The following is a 19,437-nucleotide window of genomic DNA, read 5'->3' on the forward strand; positions in this document are numbered from 1 at the left end:
GTCCAGCCGCAGTCAGCGCGGCACATGGAGAAAAGGCAAGAAACCGGCCAGGGCAAGCATGGCCAGGGCCGGTTGGCGCCAGCCGGCGCCCGAGAGCTGGCGGCCGCGCCATACGTAGGCGGTCGCAAGCAAGGCGTTGCCCACCGTGAGCGAGATCAGCCAGCCGATGAGGCCGAACCGAGGCACGAGCACCACGCTGAGCGCGCCGATGACGGTCCAGTGCACGGCGTTCATGGCTGCCCGAAAGCGCTGGGCACCCGCCGACGTCAGCAGCACGCCCCAGGACGAGGCAAAAAATCGCACGAAGAAGAGCAGGCCGAACCAGGGCAGCACGTCGATCAACCCAAGGTATTGCGCGCCGAAAAGCAGGCGAACCAGGGGCTCGGCCAAGCCGCAGAGTGCAAGGCCGAAGACCAGGCCGAAGCCGACGAACGCCCACTGCACGCGAGACGATTCGCGGCGCAGGCCGTGGCCGCCGTCCTTCGCTTCGGCGGCGGCTGCGGCCCGGGGCAGGAAGACGTTGGCGAGCACGCCGGCCGCTTGCGCGCCACCGTTGAACAGGCGCATGCCAGCCTGGTAGAGACCTACGGCGGCGGTGCCGACGAAGTGATTCAGGACGATGCTGTCGACTTGGCCTAGCAGGCTCTGCAGCCCGAAGTCGACAGCGTAGGAACGGGTGGCCAGCAGCCGTGCCCAGGCCTGCGCGGGAGCGGCTGGCCGCAGCGAGGCGAAATAGCGGCGCTGCGCCAGCCAGGTGACCAGCAGCACGGCCAGGCGCGAAACAAGGAAAGCCGTGGCCGCCATCAGCGGCGTGGGCTGCCACCACAGAAGCAGCGCAACGATGCTGAACTGCAGCAGCACGGCGAGCGAGGCGATGCGCGTTTCGTGGCCAAAGCGGTTGGTGGCGCGGAAGCCGACGTTGAGGAATTCAGTTAGCGCGTCGGCCAGTTGAGCGCCCAGCAACAGCAGGAAGACGGCGCGGCTGCCGGCATCGAGCAAGGGCAACGCGGCGATGGCCAGGATGAGGATGCCAGCGGTCAGCAGCAGCTTGGCCGACAGCACCTCGGCCATGACCTGCGGCGCGCTCTCTGGCGCGGCGCCGATTTCACGCAGCAGATAGGGCGTCAGGCCGTAGTTGGCCAGCAGTGCGAGCAGCGTCGCCACGGACAACCAGAGCATGAGCACGCCGAATTGCGCCGGGCCGAGCACGCGCGCCATGACGACGAAGGTCAGCATGCCGAAGCCCAGGCGCATGGCCGTGCTGGTCCCCATCAGGGCGAGGTTGCGGACGATAGACATGCGAGGACACGGCAGCGGCCTGGGCCGGGGTTGCGTAGGAAGCGGATGGTGAAACGGGGCGCGGGTCAGTCGATACGGTCGACACCAGCGATGCGGGCACGAACGGCATCCGTCACTGCCGCCAGCAGGGTGGCGGCGAACTGGTCCTGAAGCGCGAGAGCGGCGGTCGTGTCCCGGTCGATGGAGGAAACGCGGAACAGCAGCCCATCGGGAATGAGATCGCGAAACCCGTAGCGCATCTCGGCGATCTTCTTGTCGGTGCCGCCGCGCACGGCGGTCTCGCCGATGACCGTCCAGTAGGTGACGGGCTCGTAGCGTTGATTGCCAAAGACGGTTTCCAGGCGCCGCGCCGGGATCGTCAGGCCGGCCAGTTGAAGGTCAACCTTGCGGTTGCTGGCAAGGCGGAAGCCCTGAGCCGGATAGCAGATCTCGGGGTAATGCAGTTGCAGGCCGTCGCGCTGGTCATTGCCATAGGCGATCGACAGCATGACGCGCTGACTGCGGCTGTTGACGTAAGTCCGGGACAAGATCTGGCTGTAGAGCTGCTTGAGCAACTCTTCCTGCTGCGGGTTCACCACGCCACCAACAACGCTTGTGTCCAGCTGCCAGTCGCCGAACTGTTTGGGGATCTGCGCCTCAAGGCTCAGTTCGCCGTGAAGCGTCGCCATGCGCTGCGTCGGCGTAAGCCGCCAAGCTGCGAGGGCGGCACCGCCCATCAGCAGCGTCGCCAGTGCAGCACGGCGTGTCTGACGGTCGACCGGATTCAGTGGGTTCAACGTCACCTCGCTCATGCGGCCTCCGAAGGCTTGACTCGACGGGTGCCGATGCGCAGCACGCCGTCGGTGGCGATGATGAGCATCAGCGCGCTCAGGAACAGCACCATGCCGGCAAAGCCATGCAGGAAGCCCTGGCCGGCCTCGTCGCCGAAGTAGTAGGTGATGAGGGTCAGCGCGCAGACGCGGATGACGTTGGCGGCGAAGCTGATCGGGACGATGAGGATGGCCAGGGTGATGTTGCGGAATAGAGAGCTGTGCCGCACCAGATTCATGTACAGCAGGCCCAGGGCTTCGAGCGTGAAAAGGGTGTGCAGGCCGGCGCAGGCGTCGGCGACGAGCAGCTGATAGGGGCCGATCTGCAGGATGACGCCGCTGCGGCTGATGGGGTAGCCCAGCGCGTGCAGGAGGTTCTCGGCCACGTAGGAGACGGCCATCTTCATGGGCTGCGTCAGCGCATCGACGATGGCACCCGGCAACGGGATCATGAAGAACATGAAGAAAAGGGCGAAGGCGATGACGCGCAACTGCGCCGGGCCCCGCAGCAGCAGCACGATGCCGCTCACGACCATCACGGCCGAACCCACTTCGAAGATCCAGATGCCCTGCGAGCGACCGAGCGCGTAGAGCGCACCCGCCACGATGAGCAGCGCCCAGGCCAGCACAGGGCTGGGGTTGGACAGGCTGGTGTCCATGAGCTGCGGCCAGCGCTTGTAGATCAGCCAGATGCTGATGCCCAGCACGATCGGGCCATGCCCCTGGGCATCGGAAGCCCAGATGGTGCTGAACAGGCTGACCAGCGTCGGCACATACAGGGCAAGCACACCCAGGCCCGCCACAAGCCACGGGGTCAGCGCCATTCGGCTGTCGCGCGCCGCAACCATCGGAACCTCCAGGGCGGGCACTTCAGTGCTCGTTCAGCACAACGCCGGCCAGCTCGGTGGGCGTGTTGCCCAGCGCACCAACCAGGTCCTGCAATGCAGACACACGCGTGTTGCCCTTGCGGGCCAGTGCCAGCGCGGCGCCGCAGCGGGCAGAGATGACGGCGTAGTCGGCGCCGTGCACGGCAGCGGGTGTGTCAACGATGACGTGGTCGAACTTGGCCACCAGCTCGCGCATCAGCAGCGCGAACGCCGGGCGCTCGACCAGTTCGGTCGGGTTGGGCGGCAGGGTACCCACGGGCATGACGAACAGGCTGGGCAGGTCGCGCACCGGGCGGATGACATTGGTCTCGGAGCGGCCAGACAGGATGCCCGACAGACCGGAGCCGTTGTCCAGGCCGAAGATCTCGTGCTGACGCGGGCTGCGCATGTCGGCGTCGACGAGCAGCGTGCGGCCACCCAGCTGACTGAAGGCGATGGCGAGGTTGGCGGCGAAAAACGTCTTGCCGTCGCCGTCGTTGGCGCTGATGACGGCCAGTGCCCGGCGGGGAGCATCTGCCGAGTACAGCTTCATGTTGATCTGGCTGCGCAACACGCGGAAGGCCTCGGCCTGGTCGCTGAAGGGCTTGTTGGACAGCACCAGCTCGTCGCTCGAAGCGGGGCCACCACCGGCTGCATAGGGGTAGTGGAACTGCTGGCTCAGGGCCCAGAGCACGTCCTCGCCCTTGGCCAGGCCGAGGGAGACGGCGGCTTCGCCGAAGCGCAGCCCGTGGCTCTTCTGGTGTGCCAGGATGCGTTCAACCTGCTCGGTGGTGAGCTTGTTGGCCTCGGCAATGATGTCGCCGATGGAACGGTCATGCAGGGCCGTGGGACGGATGTCTTCGGCGGATTGGCTGCTCATGTGATGTTGCATGATCGATTCGTCAGGCGGCTTTGGGGGACGAGCTGCTGTTGCCCAGCAGGCGTTGGCGCTGCACGCCGCTCGTGGAGCCCTTGGTCTTGGGGCCGGGAAGAACGCCAATCACGGCCAGGCCGAGGAGCTCGCGCACATCTTCGATCTCGCGGACGCGGCGGTCACGCAGCTCGGCCGCCATGACGACACCGATGGCGAGCAGGCCGCCCACGAAGAGGCCCAACGCGATGTTGAGCGGGATCTTGGGGAAGGAGGCTTCGATGGGCGCGGAGGCGGAGGTGAGCAGGCTGGCGTTGCTGGACGTGGCCTGGCTTTCGATGCTGGTGACCGACTGGCGCTGCATGATGTTGTCGTAGTTGCGCTGAGCGTTCTCAATGTCGCGCGTGATGACGGCACCTTCGTCGCGCACCTGCTTGAGACGCATCACCTTGGCGCGCTGCGCTTCCAGTTCGGCCCGCGTCTGCGCTTCGCGCTGACGGCTGATGGTGCCGCTGACGCTGACACCGGCCGTCAAGCGCTTGACCTCGGCGTCGAGGCGATTGCGCAGCTCGTTGATGTTGGCCTGAAGTTCGAGGACCTGGGGGTTCTTGTCGCCCAGGCGCGAGCTGATTTCCTGCAGCCGCGCCTCGGAGCGCGACAGGTCGGCGCGCAAGGCGGCAACCACCGGATGGCTGCTGATCTCCTGCATCTTGTCGCCCGAGCCGGCGGTGGCCTGGGCCTGCCGGCTGGTGGCTTCGGCCGACAGCGACTGCGTCATGACGAGCTGGCTGGAGAGTTCGTTCAGGCGCTGTGTCTCGACATCCAGGCGCTCGTCCGACATGAGCAGGCCGTGCTCGTTCTGGAAGGCGCTAAGCTTGTTCTGCGCCTTCTCAAGCAGCTCGCGGGCTTCCTTGGCGCGGACGTCAAAGAAGGTGCTGTACTGTTTGGCCGGGTCGACGCGCAGTTCGACGGAGGTGTCGATGTAGGCCTGCACGAAGGCGTTGGCCAGCGCGGCGGCGAAGCGGGGATCCGGCGCCTTGTAGAACACGTTGATCACGCTGCTCTCGCGGCCCGGCTTGACGTCGAGGTCCTTCTGCAGGCGCTCGACCAGCCAGCTCTCGATATCGCCCTGGCCGTTCTGGTCGTCGCTCCACTGCTGGCGGATCTGCGGCACCTCGGCGAGCTTGAGGCTGCGCACGACGCGGCGGGCAACGCGGTCGCTGGAGAGGATGTCAATCTGCGTGGCGATGACGCCTGGCGTCATCAACGACTGGTAGGCAATGGCGGACAGCGGGTCAGGCTTGACGTCGACGACGACGCTGGCCGCTGCGGTGTAGCGCTTGGGCAGCACGAAGCTCAGCACCAAGGCCGGGATCAGGACACCCAGCAGCACGGCGATGAAGAGCCGCTTGCGTGCGACCAGGATGGAGAGGAATTGGCGAAAGGTCATGCTTGGCCCCGGGTCAGAACAGGCTTTCCTTGACGAAGACGACGTCTCCATCTCGGATGTTGTCGTCCATGGCCTGCTGCAAGACCTGGACCTTGCCGTCGGCACCCTTGCGGTGCACGCGGATGCCGCGCTCGGTGCCGCGCTGGTTCAGTCCACCACCCGCGGCAAGGACCTGCATCAGCGTCATGCCGCGCTCCAGCCGCATCTGGCCCGGGCGCTGCACTTCGCCGTAGATATAGACGATGGGCGCACGGTCGACCCAGAGGACGTCGCCGTTCTGGATGAGCACGTCATTGGCGCGGTTCTGGTTGGCGCTGAAGACGCCCGGCAGGTCGATCTCCATGCGGAAGGGCTTGCCGTTGCGGGTGCCGCTGAGGATCAGTTGGTCGCCGCCGGTGGTGGCCACGCCGCCGGCGTTGGCCAGCAGGTCGGTGAGGCGCATGTCGGCCGTCTCGATGGGGTAGCGGCCCGGGCGGTTGACCTGGCCCAGCACGCTGGCCTGGTTGCCCTTGACCTGCAGCAGCGTCAGCGAGACCTGGGGCGACTTGACGAAGTTGCCGCTCTTCAGGCCGTCGGCGATGAGCTTCTCGGCGGCGCTGATACCCAGCCCGCCTATGCGGATGTTGCCGAGCAGCGGAAAGCTGACGACGCCCGACTCGGAGACACGGGTCTCCAGAGTCAGGTCGGGGTTCTGGTAGATGACGATGCGGATGACGTCGCCCGAGCCGAGACGGTATTCAGCAGAGGCAGCGGCAGCCGCTGCCGTACCGGAAGCACCCGTCTGCGCTTGCACACCCAAGGTGTTCAGGCCGAGCGCAACGGCGAGAAGTAGTTGAGGAAGTCGCATCATCATCGTCATCTTCATTTCAGGCCCATGCCTTTGGAGATGGAAGCAGGATCCAGGCCACTGGCGGCCGGAGCGGGAGCCACAACCTGCGCGGGCGCCTCGGAGGCGACTGGCGCGGGTGCAGGAGCGGGGGCGGACGCAGCCGCTGGCGCGGGCTCGGCGAACTTGCCGACGTACTCGATCTTGGAGCTCTCGCGCAGCGCCTTGATGTCCTTCTGCACGGCCTCGGTCTTGCGCTGGTTCAGCAGGAAGGCCTCGATAGCCGGGCGGGCGCGGGCTTCGTCGACCGGCTGGCTGCGCGAGCCGACGAGGAAGAGCACCGTCAGGCCGTTGGCCGACGGGCTGACCATGGAGTCGCCGTCCTTCATGCGGGCAATGGTGTCCACGCTGGCGAGCGGCAGCTGCTCGGCGGCGCGCACAGCCTGGTTGCCGGTGAAGCGAAAGTCGTTGGTCTTCAGGTATTCGGCGAATTCATTGAGGCTCTTGGCTTCAGCCAGCTTGGCGCGCAGCGCCGCGAACTGCTCGGGCTTGGCCTCGATCTGCAGCTCCTGCAGGCTGTAGACGCGGCGCTCCTTGAAGAGGGCCGGCTTCTCGACGTAATACTTCGAGATTTCGTCGTTGCTAGGCTTGGCGACCGACTCGCCGACGCGCTCGACATAGGCGCGGGCGATGATTTCGCGCTTGGCGGCCTCGATCTGCTGCACCACGCGCGGGTCGCGGTCGAGCTTCTGCTCCTGGGCTTTCTGCACGGCGAGTTCCTGGTCGACCAGACGCTCCAGCACCTGGCGGCTCGCGGCTTCGGCCTGCTCGGGCTTGAGGCCCGGCTGGCGCTGCAGCACAAAGTTGATCTGGTGAACGGTGATCTCTTCCTTGTTGACCTTGGCGGCCGTCTGGGAAGCCTTGTCGCCCTTGTCACCACCACAGGCCGCCAGCAGCACGGCGGCCGTAACGGCGGCCAGCAACGAAGCGCGGGAGTTGATCAGTCGCTTTGCCATCTTTTCGATGTCCTTGTTGTGCGTAGAAGGGGTCCAGGCCCTGAAGAGCCGACGAGTGTAGCGGCCGGATATGTCGCTTCTATGGGGGTCTTGTCCCGTATAAAAGTGGGCCAAACCCGCAGTTAGAGCAGTTTCAAGGGACAAGTTCCCCGACCCCCACGTTCTTGGGGGATAGCAAAACTAAGAACTGATGAAACGGTGCGCGGCCAGCGGGACTTCGGCGGGCCTAGCGCCGGGCCGCTCCCAAGCCGGCCCGCCTAGGCGATGTGCTCGCGGCTCGATGCTGCGAGCATCGCCGTCCCCGCGGGGGACCGACCAGACTCGCTCGCGTTCAGCGATGCGAGGTTGGGCGAGGGGCTCACATCAGCACTTGATGCCGGCGTGCAGTGCGACGATGCCCGCACTGAGGTTGTGCACGTCCACATGGCCGAAGCCGGCCGTCTTCATCAGGGCCTTGAGCGTGGCCTGGTCGGGATGCATGCGGATGGACTCGGCCAGGTACTTGTAGCTCTCGGCATCACCGGCGAACAGCGAGCCAAGCCTGGGCAGGATGTTGAAGGAGTACCAGTCGTAGGGCTTGCGCAGCGGCTCGGCGATGCGAGAGAACTCCAGCACCAGCAGGCGGCCGTCGGGCTTGAGCACGCGGCACATCTCGGCCAGGGCCAGGTCCTTGTGCGTCATGTTGCGCAGGCCGAAGGCGACGGCGACGAGGTCGAAGCTCTCACTCTTGAAGGGCAACTTCTCGGCGTCGGCCAGGCTGGTGGGGAGGATGAGGCCCTCGTCCAGCAGGCGGTCGCGGCCCTGGCGCAGCATGGCTTCGTTGATGTCGGTGTGGACGACGACGCCGGTCTCACCGACCTTGCGGGCAAAGGCCCGCGCCAAGTCACCGGTACCGCCGGCGATGTCCAGCACGCGCTCGCCCGGCTTCAGGTTGGCCACCTGCACGGTGTAGGCCTTCCAGGCCCGGTGCAGGCCGGCCGACATGAGGTCGTTCATCAGGTCGTACTTGGACGCGACGGAGTCGAAGACACCGCGGACCTTGCTGGCCTTCTCGTTTTCGTCGACCGTGCTGAAACCGAAATGGGTTTGGCTCATGGAAGGATTCAGTGTGAATGGCAGCTGCCGCCGCCCTTGACCGGCATGGCGTCGTCGCGGCTCTTGCCGGCGGCGGCGAGGCGGGCCTCATAGTCGCGCCACAGCGCGTCCTGCTGGCTGCCGAGCTTGTAGAGGTAGTCCCAGGTGAACAGGCCGCTGGCGTGGCCGTCAGAGAACTCGGGCCGCACGGCGTAGTGGCCGACCGGCTCCAGGCCGGTGACGACGACCTCCCGCTTGCCGGTCTGCAGCGTCTCCTGGCCCGGGCCGTGGCCCATCACCTCGGCCGAGGGGCTGTAGACGCGCATCAGCTCGAAGGGGATGCGAAAACGCGCGCCATCATCGAAGGCAATCTCCAGCGCGCGGGATTGCTGATGGACGGTGATCTCGGTGGGCGCGGGCATGCCGAGAGTGTCCCTCAGATCCACGGCCGGCCCGAGTGGAAACCCCTGGCTGCGTCCCGTGTCTTCCGGTCAGCGCAGGTTTGCAGCGCTCTAATCAGCGCCTTCCATCGCTCTGCGCACCACCCCCCATGCCCAGCTTCCCTCGCCACCGCCTGGCCCTCGCAGCGACCCTGCTCGGCCTCGCTGCCGCCCCCACGCTCTCACCTGCCCTCGACCTGAGCGGCCTGTCCAAGGACGTCCAGCCCTGCGACGACTTCTATGCCTTCGTCAACGGCAACTGGGAGGCAGCGGCCGAGCTGCCTCCCAGCCGCGCCCGCATCGGCAGCTTTGAGCAACTGCGCCAGGCCAACGACGAGCTGCTGAACCGCGCGCTCAAGGAGCTGGCCGACAAGCCGGCGCTGCAGACCACGCCCGGCCTCAAGCTGATTGCCGCCTACTACGCCAGCGGCATGGACGAGCTGGCCATCGAGGCGCGTGGCCTGACGTCGGTCACGCCGCTGCTGAATCGCATCGACGCGCTGCAGCGCCGCGAGGACCTGCCCGCCCTGCTTGCACTGCTGGCGCGCGGTGGCCTGGCCGCGCCGCTGGCCTGGGCCGTGCAGCCCGACCGCAAGGACACGCGGCGCAACGTGCTGGTGCTCAGCCAGGCCGGGTTGGGCTTGCCGGACCGGGATGACTACTTCCGCAGCGACGAGCGCACCCGGGGCCTCAGCGCCGCCTATCGCAGCTATACGCAAACGCTGCTGAGCGCCTCCGGCCGACCGGCGGGCGATGCCGAACTCGACGCGCTGCTGGCCTTCGAAACCCAGCTGGCCGAGGTCTCCCGCGAGCGCGCCAGGCTGCGCGACCCCAACGCCAACTACAACCCGATGACGCCGGTAGAGCTGACCGCCGCGGCGCCGGGGCTGGACTGGCAGAGCTATCTCGCCGTGCTGACGGCTGGCGCCAAGCTGCCGCAGCGCCTGCTCATCAGCCAGCCGGAGTTCGCCACCCGCGTCGCCAGGCTGGCCGCCGAGACGCCGCTGGAGGTCTGGCGCAGCTACCTGGCCCTGCGCGTGCTGGACACCGCCGCGCCGCGCCTGCCCAAGGCCTATGCCAACGCATCCTTCGAGTACCGCGGCAAGGCCATCACCGGCTTGCAGGCGCCTGCGCCGCGAACGGAGGACGTCATCCAGCAGATCGGCGGCCGCACGGGAGGCGAGCCGGTCGCACTGGCGCTGGGCGAGCTCTTCGTCGCCCGCGCCTTTTCGCCCGAGGCGCAGCGGCGCTCGCTGCTGCTGGTGGAGGACGTGCGCGCCAGCATGAAGGAGCGCATCGAGAAGCTGGAGTGGATGACGCCGCCCACCAAGGCCAAGGCCCTGGAAAAGCTGGCGCGCATGCAGCCCATGATCGGCGCGCCCGAGAAATGGCCGCAATACGAGGGTTTGCAATTGAGCGGCAACGACTACGCCGGCAACTGGCTCAAGGTGGCGCTGTGGCACAGCGGCCAGCAGATGAAGGACCTGGACGCGCCGGTGGAGCGCGGACGCTGGCGCACCAGCCCGCACATCGTCAACGCCTTCGCGGGTGGGCTGAACCAGATCACGTTCCCGGCCGGCATCCTGCAGCCGCCCTTCTTCGACGCCAAGGCAGACGACGCAGTGAACTACGGCGGCATCGGCATGGTCATCGGCCATGAGATCACCCACCACTTCGACGACAGCGGCCGCAACTACGACGCGGGCGGCTCGCTGACCGACTGGTGGACGCCCGCAGACGCCGCCGGCTACAAGGCGCGCGCCGACAAGGTCGCCGAGCGCTATGGCGCCATCTCGCCGCTGCCGGGGTACAGCATCAACGGGCGACTCACGCTGGGCGAGAACATCTCCGACATCTCCGGCCTGCCCATCGCGTACGAGGGGCTGCAACGGGCCTTGAAGCGCAGCGGCGGAGCCGACAAGAAGATCGACGGCTACACGCCGGCGCAACGCTTCTTCCTGAGCAATGCGCTGATGTGGCGCACCAAGGTGCGCACGGAGTTCCTGATCAACCAGCTGCGCACAGACTCGCATTCGCCGGCCAAATATCGGGTGCTGACGCCGATGAGCAATACGCCCTACTTCACGCGGGCGTTCAGTTGCAAGGCGGGAAGTGCGATGGTGGCGAGCGATCCGTTGACGGTGTGGTGATGGTGTGGTTAGTTTTTTCGGGGAGCCGTAGTGACTCGGTGCATTGCCGGGAGTCCCGCCCGGCGGCGGGGTAACTTTCTTCTGCGGGGCCAGAAGACAGTCACCAAAGAAGAGGCCCTGAACCGCAGACGAGCACCACATGCACGAACTCCGCCGTGCAACAGCCGCTCGTTGGGCGGGACGACGCGAGCCGCTGCGCTCTCGCTGCTGTCCTTGTCACGAGCACCATGCATCGCATCGTCGGGCCGCCTAACGCGCGGCTGCACGCCGAGCTCACGAGCAATACCGAAGCCAGCGTCGCTCGGGCGACGCGATGGCTGGCGCACAACGCCACGCGCGTCGCCCCAGCGACGCGGTATTCCCTGGTGAGACCGGCGTGCAGCCGGCGTTAGGCGGCGTGAAGCGGCGAGCTATGGCACTCGTCACAAGGACAGCAGTGAGAGCGCAGCGGGTCGCTTCTGGGCGCGTTCCAGTGCCAGGCGCGTCAAGCCGCTGGGTTGCGGATTCAGCGCCTCTCTTTTGGTGACCTTTCTCTGGCGCAGCAGAGAAAAGTTACCCGCCCTCGCGGGGCGGATTCCCGCGGCACTGCACCGAGTCGAAAGGCTCACCGCAAAGGCAACCGATAAACAAAAAACGGGGCCGAGGCCCCGTTTGTCATGAGCAGCCCAAGCCGCTCACCACTGCAGCTTCAACGTATACGCGCCCGTGCCGCTGTAGCGCAGCACCTGCACGTACAGCGTCACCGCGCCGCTGCCGCCGTTCGCATAGCTGGCGCTGTCGACCTGCCCCGCCGCCTTCTCGCTCCTGGCCAGCGTCGTGCCCGAGCTGTTCTTCACGTAGAGGTCGAAGTCGGTGCTGCCGTTGCTCATCGTCAGCGTCGAAGCCAGCGTCTTGCCGGCCGGCAGCGTCACCTTGAAGTAGTCGGTGTCGCTGGTCGAGCCGATGGTTCCCGCCACGGTGGCCGGTGCCGACACGGTGTTGGCCGTCGTGCGGCTGTTGTTGGACTCGCTCTCGTTGACCGTCGGCAGCCCACCGGTGCCGGTGATGGCTGCTACCGCTGCGGCTGCGTCCAGGATGCCCGAGCCGCACTGCGAGCAGCTGCCGGGGAAGGTGCGCGCGCTGCTCTGCAATGCCGCCTTGACCTGATCGGGCGTGGCCGTCGGCTTGACGCTCAGCATCAGCGCGGCGACGCCGGCCACGTGCGGCGCCGCCATGGACGTGCCCTGGTAGTAGGCGTAGCTGTCGGCGCCGGGTACCTGCGTGCCGGCGTTCAGCGTGCTGAGGATGCCGTTGCTGCTGGACGAGCGCACGTCGCCACCCGGTGCGGCCAACGCGACGACGGCGCCGTAGTTCGAGTAGTAGGAGCGGGCACCGTTGCGGTCGGTCGCGGCCACGGTGATGACGCCGGAGCAGTTGGCAGGGCTCGAGTTGCTGGCGTTCTGGTTCTCGTTGCCGGCCGCCACGACGATGACGGTGTTGCGCGAGCGGGCGCTGTTGATGGCGTTCTGCGACGTGGTGTCGCAGCTGCCGCCGCCGCCCAGCGACAGGTTCAGCACCCGGGACGGTGTCGCATTCGTCGGCAGGCCGGAGACGCTGCCACCGGAGGCCCAGATCATGCCGTCGGCGATGTCGGAGGTGTAGCCACCGCACTTGCCGAGCACGCGGATGGGCTGCACCTTGGCGTTGAAGGCGATCCCCGCCACCCCCGCGCCGTTGTTGGTCTTGGCCGCGATGGTGCCGGCCACGTGGGTGCCGTGCCAGCTGGAGCCATAGGCCGGGTCGCCGGACTGGCATTGGTTGGCTGCGGTCCAGTCGCCAGGGTCGCTGGGGTCGCTGTCGCGGCCGTTGCCGTCGGCAGACACGGCGGTGTCGTTGATCATGTCGTAGCCCGCCACCGTCTGGCCGGACAGGTCGGCATGCGGGCGGATGCCGGTGTCGATGACGGCCACGACGATGCCCGTGCCCGTCGCCAGGTCCCACGCGGCCGGGGCGCGTATACCGCCGGTCACCTCGTACAGGTCCCACTGCGAGCCGTAGCTCGTGTCGTTGGGCGTGAACAGCGGGTACATCTTGCGGTCGGGCTCCGCATACGCAATGTTGGCGTCGTTGGCCTTCAGCTCAGCAGCCAGGCGCTCCAGCTCGCCGTTCGACACGGCGCGGTCGAGCTTGAAGACATGGGCGCCGGTGCCCGTCTGCCGCAGCAGCCGGGCCTGGGCGCCACGCCGGGCCAGGGCGGCGTTGACAGCCCCGAGGCGGCCGGTCAGCGCCGTCGCGTCGACGCTGCGGGCGCGCAGCACGCGGTGGTCGCTGGCATCGGCCTCGGCCGCGTCGCGGTAGCCGACGATCAGCCGGTCGGTGGCGGGCGCTGCGCGCTGCACGACGCTGGCAATACCCAGATCAACCTGGGCGTTGGACACGCCGGCCTGGCCGGCTCCTGCCGCCATGAGGCCGCAGGCCAGCGCGATCAGGGATCTCCTGTTTACAGAAACGAATCTCATCGGGTGGTTCCACAAAAGACGCCGTGGCGGACGGCAGCCGGCTCGGCCCGTGGGATCTCCACATCTGGGGGCGCCGCGCTGTTCACGGCTTGACGCGTTCCGAAGCAGCATCAAGTTTTGCGATTTCGCGAAACCTCGCTTGTCACCGCAGGCGGGGACGTGAACGCCCCGAGCGGGCAAGTCCTGATGGCGCCCGTTCATGACGAATGACATAGGCGCCCGCCAATGCGCGGGTTTGTCGCGAGTTCATTTCAGGCACGGTTTTTCACGGGCCATCGCATGTGGGCGGCAACTCATCACTTGCGCCTTGGGACCGCTCGATGGAGCACCTAGCCTGAGCACAGGTCAGCGCAATTCCGCGTCTGCCAGCCCCCACCCGCAATGCCCAGGAGTTACCCAATGTCCGCCACCACTTCCGCCATCACGTCCACCCGCAGCCTGTTCGCCGCCTTGTCCGCATTGGCCACGCTGACGCTGGCCGCCGCGCCGGCGTTTGCCAAGTCCGAAGCCATGGAGCGTGTCGAGGTGCGCGGCCGCGTCGTCGAAGCCACGCCGCGCCGCGACGTGCATGCCGCCTGCGCCGCCATGGACGAGCAGCTGCAAACCGCCCTGGCCCGCACCTGGGCCGAAGAGAACCGCTACGGCGAGGTCAAGGTCCAACTGGTGCTGGAGAACGGCCGCGTCGGCACGGTCAAGACCAAGGGTGTCTCCAACACCGTGGCGCGCAAGGTGCGCGCTGCCGTCCACGGCCTGCAATGCGTGCCGCAGCAGACCGCCGGCGCTGAGATCTATCGCTTCAGCGTCGACTTCATCGACCCCAACGCGCCGGCCAGCAGCGACACGCGCACCGCGGCACGCAGCGTCCGCATCAACGGCTGAGCGCTTCTGCGATGGCGGCGTCCACCGCCGCCAACGGCTGCGCCAGACGTGCAGCCGCGCCACCCGGCACTTCGTCGCGCTGCGCGGCCGCCCAGACGGGCGCCGGGAAGTGGCTGTCCCAGTCGAAGCGGGCGACGACGTGCCAGTGCAGATGCGGCACGACATTGCCCAGCGCGGCGAGGTTGACCTTGGTCGGCGCGAGCAAAGACCTCACAACCCGCTCGATCTCGGTGACAGCGTCCATGCAGGCGTGTCTATCGGTGACGGACAGGTCACTGAACTCGGCGACATGCGACGCCCAGATGAGACGGTAGAAGGCCGGGAAGCGCCGTGCCTCGTCACCATCAATGACCCGCACGACGCGGAAATGCGGCTTGCGTGCGACGACGAGGCCGCCGTCGCTCTCGCACAAGACGCAGCTCACACCAGCACTCGCTCGATACCGCCGTTGTTGGCCTTGGCCACGTACTCCGGCATCCAGTTCGGGCCGAGGATCTGGTTGGCCATCTCGACGACGATGTAGTCGGCCTCCAGCAGGCCGTTCTGCAGGTCATCGCCGTAGCGGCTCAGGCCCTGCAGGCAGCTCGGGCAGGACGTCAGGATCTTCAGGTTCTCCTGCGCACCCACCTTGCCGCTCTCGCGCAGCTGCACCTCGGCCTTGCGCAGCTCTTCTTCCTTGCGGAAGCGCACCTGCGTCGAGATGTCGGGCCGCGTCACACCGAGCGTGCCGCTCTCGCCGCAGCAGCGCTCGTTCTTGACGACGTTCTCGCCCACCAGCGCCTTCACCGTCTTCATCGGCTCCTGCAGCTTCATCGGCGAATGGCAGGGGTCGTGGTACAGGTAGCTGGTCTTGGAGCCGAGCGTGATGCCCTTCTCCAGCAGGTACTCGTGGATGTCGATGATGCGGCAGCCGGGGAAGATGTCCTCGAACTTGTAGCCCTGCAGCTGGTCGTAGCAGGTGCCGCAGCTCACCACCACGGTCTTGATGTCGAGGTAGTTCAGCGTGTTGGCGACGCGGTGGAAGAGCACCCGGTTGTCGGTGATCATCTTCTCGGCCTTGTCGAACTGGCCCGAGCCGCGCTGCGGGTAGCCGCAGCACAGGTAGCCGGGCGGCAGCACCGTCTGCACGCCGGCATGCCAGAGCATGGCCTGCGTGGCGAGGCCCACCTGGCTGAACAGGCGCTCCGAGCCGCAGCCGGGGAAATAGAACACGGCCTCGGTCTCGCTCGCCAGCGAGGGCGGGCGAATGATGGGCACGTAGTCCTTGTCCTCGATGTCCAGCAGCGCGCGCGCCGTCTTCTTGGGCAGGCCACCCGGTAGCTTCTTGTTGATGAAGTGGATGACCTGCGCCTTGATCGGCGCGCTGTTCAGCGTCGCAGGGGGCGCGCTCGTCTGCTTGCGGCCCGCCGGCCTGAACAGGTCGACCGCGAGGCGCTGGACCTTGAAGCCGATGTCCACCATCGCCGTGCGCGCCAGCTTGATGGTCTGCGGGTTGGTCGCGTTCAGCATGAACATGGCGGCCGCATTGCCGGGGCGCCAGGTCTTCTGGCCCATCTTGCGCAAGAGGTTGCGCATGTTCATCGTCACATCGCCGAAGTCGATGTTGACCGGGCACGGCGATTCGCACTTGTGGCAGACCGTGCAGTGGTCGGCCACGTCCTCGAACTCCTGCCAGTGCTTGATCGACACGCCGCGGCGGGTCTGCTCTTCGTACAGGAAGGCCTCGACCAGCAGCGAGGTGGCAAGGATCTTGTTGCGCGGGCTGTAGAGCAGGTTGGCGCGCGGTACATGCGTGGCGCACACCGGCTTGCACTTGCCGCAACGCAGGCAGTCCTTGATCGAGTCGCTGATGGCGCCGATGTCGCTCTGCTGCATGATCAGCGACTCATGCCCCATCAGACCGAAGCTCGGCGTGTAGGCGTTGCGGAGGTCAGCCTCCTTGAGCAGCTTGCCCTTGTTGAAGCGGCCTTCCGGGTCGACACGAAGCTTGTAGGCCGTGAAGTTGGCCATCTCGTCGTCGGTCAGGAACTCGAGCTTGGTGATGCCGATGCCGTGTTCGCCGGAGATGACGCCGTCCAGCGAGCGGGCCAGCACCATGATGCGCGCCACGGCCTGATGGGCCGTCTGCAGCATCTCGTAGTTGTCGCTGTTGACGGGGATGTTGGTGTGCACGTTGCCGTCGCCGGCATGCATGTGCAGCGCCACCCAGACGCGGCCGCGCAGCACCTCCTTGTGGATGCGCTTGCACTCGGCAATCAGCGGGTCGAAGGCCACGCCGTTGAAGATGGCCTGCAGCGGCTTCAGGATCTGCGTCTTCCATGAAGCGCGCAGCTCGTGTGTCTGCAGGCCTTCGAAGAAGCCGGTGTCGATGCCGTCGAGCCATTGCTGCCACAGGCCGCCCACTTCGCGCAGCAACTCGAGCGCCTGCTGGACGCGGTCACCGAGCAGTTCGGCGCTTGGGATCTCGCGCGCATCGTCGTCCTTGCCCAGAGGCAGGCGGCCGGTCGTGAACAGCGCCTGCAGCGCCGTCACCAGCGCGAGCTTGTTTTGCAGGCTCAGCTCGATGTTGATGCGCTCGATGCCCAGCGTGTACTCGCCCATGCGGTGCAGCGGGATCACCACGTCCTCGTTCACCTTGAACGCGTTCGTGTGCTTGCTGATGGCCGCGGTGCGCTTGCGGTCCAGCCAGAACTTCTTGCGCGCGTCGGCGCTGACGGCGATGAAGCCCTCGCCCGAGCGGCCGTTGGCCAGGCGCACGACCTCGCTGGTGGCGCGCGCCACGGCATCGGCGTCGTCGCCGACGATGTCGCCCACCAGCACCATCTTCGGCAGGCCGCCGCGCTTGCTCTTGGTCGCGTAGCCCACCGCCTTCAGATAGCGGTCGTCCAGGTGCTCCAGGCCCGCCAGCAGCACGCCTGTGCCGGCGATCGAGAACATGTAGTCCTTGATGTCGACGATGCTGGGCACGCAATCCTTCGGGTTGCCGAAAAACTCCAGGCAGACCGTGCGCACGTGGGCCGGCATCTTGTGCACGATCCAGCGCGCGCTGGTGATGAGGCCGTCGCAGCCTTCCTTCTGGATGCCCGGCAGGCCGGCGAGGAACTTGTCCGTCACGTCCTTGCCCAGGCCCTCCTTGCGGAAGACGCGGCCGGGGATGTCCAGGCGCTCGGTCTTCTCGAGCTTGGTGCCCGAGGCGTCGAAGTAGCGCAGCTCGAAGCTCGCCATCTCCACGTCGTGGATCTTGCCGAGGTTGTGGTTCAGGCGCACGACTTCCAGCCACTTGGCCTCGGGCGTCACCATCTTCCAGCTGGCCAGATTGTCCAGCGCGGTACCCCACAGCACGGCCTTCTTGCCGCCGGCATTCATGGCGACGTTGCCGCCGATGCAGCTGGCCTCGGCCGAGGTCGGGTCCACCGCGAAGACGAAGCCGTGCTGCTCCGCCAGGTCGGCCACGCGCTGCGTGACGACACCGGCTTCGCTGAAGATCGTCGGCACCTCGCGGTCCAGGCCCGGCAGCACCAGCATCTCGACGCCGCGCAGCGCTTCCAGCTTCTCGGTGTTGATGACGGCGGTGTTCCACACCAGCGGAATCGCGCCACCCGTGTAGCCCGTGCCGCCGCCGCGCGGGATGACGGTCAGCCCCAGCTCGAAGCAGGCGCCCACCAGGCCGGCCATCTCTTCTTCGGTGTCCGGCGTCAGCACGACGAAGGGATATTCGACACGCCAGTCGGTCGCGTCCGTCACATGGGACACGCGCGACAGGCCGTCGAACTTGATGTTGTCCTTGGCCGTGTGTTTGGCCAGCGTCTTGGACGCGCGCTTGCGCAGCACCGCGACGCGCTCAAACATCGTCGCGAACTCGGCCACGGCGGCCTTGGCGGCGATCAGCAGCTCGCCCACGGCCGCATCGCGCTGGGCGTCGGCGCCAGGGTCGCGGCGCTTCTGCACCTCGCCCAGACGGTGGTGCAAGGCCTCGATCAGCTGGTCGCGTCGGCGCGGGTTGTCCAGCAGGTCATCCTGGAGGTAGGGGTTGCGCTGCACCACCCAGATGTCGCCCAGCACCTCGTAGAGCATGCGCGCGGATCGACCCGTGCGCCGTTCCAGCCGCAGTTGGTCCAGCAGCTGCCAGGCGCGAGAGCCGAGCAGCCGGATCACGATCTCGCGGTCCGAGAACGAGGTGTAGTTATAGGGAATTTCGCGCAGGCGGGGGGCGTCGCCAGCGTGGGCGGTGTCGGCTGCGGCAGCGGCAGCCGGCATCAGGGGATGCGGTGCGTTCATAGAGGGGAGGGATCGTATCGCAGGGGGTTTCACCTCAGAATCCGTAGGATGAAGCCCTGGCCCCATCCCTGGAACTTTCCTCTCTGGCTCGCCCACCGCGGCGCAGGCAAGCTGGCCCCGGAGAACACGCTGGCTGCGTTCCGCATGGGGGCGGGTTTTGGTTTTCGAGCCTTCGAATGCGATGTCAAGCTCAGCCGTGACGGCGAAGCCTTTTTGCTGCATGACGACACGCTGGAGCGGACCACCAGCGGCCGGGGCTCGCCAAGCGACATCGATTGGGTCGATTTGTCATGCCTTGATGCCGGTGGCTGGCACAGCCCGGCGTTCACGGCCGAACCGCTGCCGACGCTCGATCAGATCGCCGCGTTCTGCCTTGCGAACGGCTGCGCGCTGAACATCGAGATCAAGCCCTGCCCTGGCGTCGAGCGTCTGACCGGCGAGGTGGCCGCACGCAAGGCCCAGCGGCTGTGGGCCGGCGCTGCGGTGCAGCCGCTGCTAAGTTCGTTCAAGGTCGAAGCGCTGGAAGGCGCCCGCGCCGCCGTTCCCACCCTGCCCCGCGCGCTGCTGCTGGACAAGCTCTGGGCCGGCTGGGCCGAGGCCGCGGAGTCGCTGGGCGTCGTTGCCGTCATCACCCACTGGCGTTTGATGGACGTCGCCCTCATCGAGCGTCTGCACGCCAAGGGTTGGCGGGCGCTGGTCTACACGGTGAACGATCCGGAAGTCGCCGCGCGTTTGATCGCCGATGGCATCGATGGGTTGATCACGGACGCCGTTGACCGATTGGGCCGCGGCTAGCACCACGCCAACGTTGCGCATCTAGAGGTTTGCTGCCTGCGACCCTGCTGGCTTCAGCAAACCTGAACGCGAGCTTCATGTTGGCGTTCGTGCCAAGAGCGATGAAGACGCCCAGCACTTCAAGCGTGAGTGGAAGGGTGCCAACGCCGATGCTGAACCGCCGCGGGCACGCCGTTCGCCCATGTC

General features: G+C 67.0%; 15 protein-coding genes. 3 read left to right on the plus strand and 12 right to left on the minus strand.

Translation table 11 applies throughout. From position 1 onward, the window contains the following. Nucleotides 1-12: 12 nt before the first annotated feature. The 9 genes from AC0IZJ_RS07395 to AC0IZJ_RS07435 all read right to left on the minus strand — a co-directional run bounded on the left by AC0IZJ_RS07395 (nt 13) and on the right by AC0IZJ_RS07435 (nt 8,633). Entirely contained in the window at nt 13-1,299 is a 1,287-nt protein-coding gene (locus AC0IZJ_RS07395; RefSeq protein WP_471848180.1) for an oligosaccharide flippase family protein, read from the minus strand. Between the two features lie 65 nt (nt 1,300-1,364). Next, entirely contained in the window at nt 1,365-2,090 is a 726-nt protein-coding gene (gene epsI, locus AC0IZJ_RS07400) for an exosortase-associated protein EpsI, B-type (RefSeq protein ID WP_471848182.1), read from the minus strand. After that, nucleotides 2,087-2,932, minus strand: a complete 846-nt coding sequence (gene xrtB, locus AC0IZJ_RS07405) for an exosortase B (protein WP_471848184.1) — start codon at nt 2,930-2,932, stop codon at nt 2,087-2,089. Before xrtB ends, epsI begins: the two co-directional genes overlap by 4 nt. 46 nt (nt 2,933-2,978) lie before the next feature. Then, nucleotides 2,979-3,854 carry a polysaccharide biosynthesis tyrosine autokinase gene (locus AC0IZJ_RS07410; RefSeq protein ID WP_471848186.1) on the minus strand — a complete coding sequence of 292 codons (876 nt, stop codon included), beginning with the start codon at nt 3,852-3,854 and terminating at the stop codon, nt 2,979-2,981. Nucleotides 3,855-3,876: 22 nt separating this feature from the next. Continuing rightward, complete coding sequence (epsF, locus tag AC0IZJ_RS07415) at nt 3,877-5,295, minus strand: chain length determinant protein EpsF (protein ID WP_471848188.1); 1,419 nt, start codon at nt 5,293-5,295, stop codon at nt 3,877-3,879. A gap of 13 nt (nt 5,296-5,308) precedes the next feature. Continuing rightward, nucleotides 5,309-6,160, minus strand: a complete 852-nt coding sequence (epsE, locus tag AC0IZJ_RS07420) for a polysaccharide export protein EpsE (RefSeq protein ID WP_471848190.1) — start codon at nt 6,158-6,160, stop codon at nt 5,309-5,311. Continuing rightward, the gene (locus AC0IZJ_RS07425; protein WP_471848192.1) at nt 6,157-7,137 is read right to left on the minus strand and encodes an EpsD family peptidyl-prolyl cis-trans isomerase; all 981 of its coding nucleotides are present in this window, start codon (nt 7,135-7,137) and stop codon (nt 6,157-6,159) included. Before AC0IZJ_RS07425 ends, epsE begins: the two co-directional genes overlap by 4 nt. 363 nt (nt 7,138-7,500) lie before the next feature. Then, nucleotides 7,501-8,232: a bifunctional demethylmenaquinone methyltransferase/2-methoxy-6-polyprenyl-1,4-benzoquinol methylase UbiE gene (gene ubiE / locus AC0IZJ_RS07430; RefSeq protein ID WP_471848194.1), complete on the minus strand. Its 732-nt coding sequence runs from the start codon at nt 8,230-8,232 to the stop codon at nt 7,501-7,503. 8 nt (nt 8,233-8,240) lie between these two features. Then, on the minus strand, nt 8,241-8,633 hold the full coding sequence (locus tag AC0IZJ_RS07435) for a gamma-butyrobetaine hydroxylase family protein (protein WP_457423726.1): 393 nt from the start codon (nt 8,631-8,633) through the stop codon (nt 8,241-8,243). Nucleotides 8,634-8,761: 128 nt separating this feature from the next. Between AC0IZJ_RS07435 and AC0IZJ_RS07440 the strand changes: the two genes are divergently transcribed. Further along, nucleotides 8,762-10,801, plus strand: coding sequence for a M13 family metallopeptidase (locus AC0IZJ_RS07440; protein WP_471848196.1), 2,040 nt, complete (start codon nt 8,762-8,764; stop codon nt 10,799-10,801). A gap of 674 nt (nt 10,802-11,475) precedes the next feature. Here AC0IZJ_RS07440 and AC0IZJ_RS07445 read toward each other — a convergent pair. Next, entirely contained in the window at nt 11,476-13,299 is a 1,824-nt protein-coding gene (locus AC0IZJ_RS07445) for a S8 family peptidase (protein WP_471848198.1), read from the minus strand. Between the two features lie 399 nt (nt 13,300-13,698). Here AC0IZJ_RS07445 and AC0IZJ_RS07450 point away from each other — a divergent pair, with 399 nt between their 5' ends. Then, the gene (locus tag AC0IZJ_RS07450; RefSeq protein WP_471848200.1) at nt 13,699-14,178 is read left to right on the plus strand and encodes a hypothetical protein; all 480 of its coding nucleotides are present in this window, start codon (nt 13,699-13,701) and stop codon (nt 14,176-14,178) included. Here the strand turns inward: AC0IZJ_RS07450 and AC0IZJ_RS07455 are convergent. Together AC0IZJ_RS07455 and AC0IZJ_RS07460 are read right to left on the minus strand one after the other, a co-directional pair. Beyond that, complete coding sequence (locus AC0IZJ_RS07455; protein WP_471848202.1) at nt 14,168-14,602, minus strand: HIT family protein; 435 nt, start codon at nt 14,600-14,602, stop codon at nt 14,168-14,170. The genes AC0IZJ_RS07450 and AC0IZJ_RS07455 overlap by 11 nt on opposite strands. After that, on the minus strand, nt 14,599-18,456 hold the full coding sequence (locus AC0IZJ_RS07460; protein WP_471848203.1) for a DUF3683 domain-containing protein: 3,858 nt from the start codon (nt 18,454-18,456) through the stop codon (nt 14,599-14,601). Before AC0IZJ_RS07460 ends, AC0IZJ_RS07455 begins: the two co-directional genes overlap by 4 nt. A gap of 48 nt (nt 18,457-18,504) precedes the next feature. Here AC0IZJ_RS07460 and ugpQ point away from each other — a divergent pair, with 48 nt between their 5' ends. Continuing rightward, complete coding sequence (gene ugpQ / locus AC0IZJ_RS07465) at nt 18,505-19,251, plus strand: glycerophosphodiester phosphodiesterase (RefSeq protein WP_471848205.1); 747 nt, start codon at nt 18,505-18,507, stop codon at nt 19,249-19,251. Nucleotides 19,252-19,437 lie beyond the last annotated feature (186 nt).

The sequence above is a fragment of the Roseateles sp. AC306 genome (assembly GCF_979253795.1).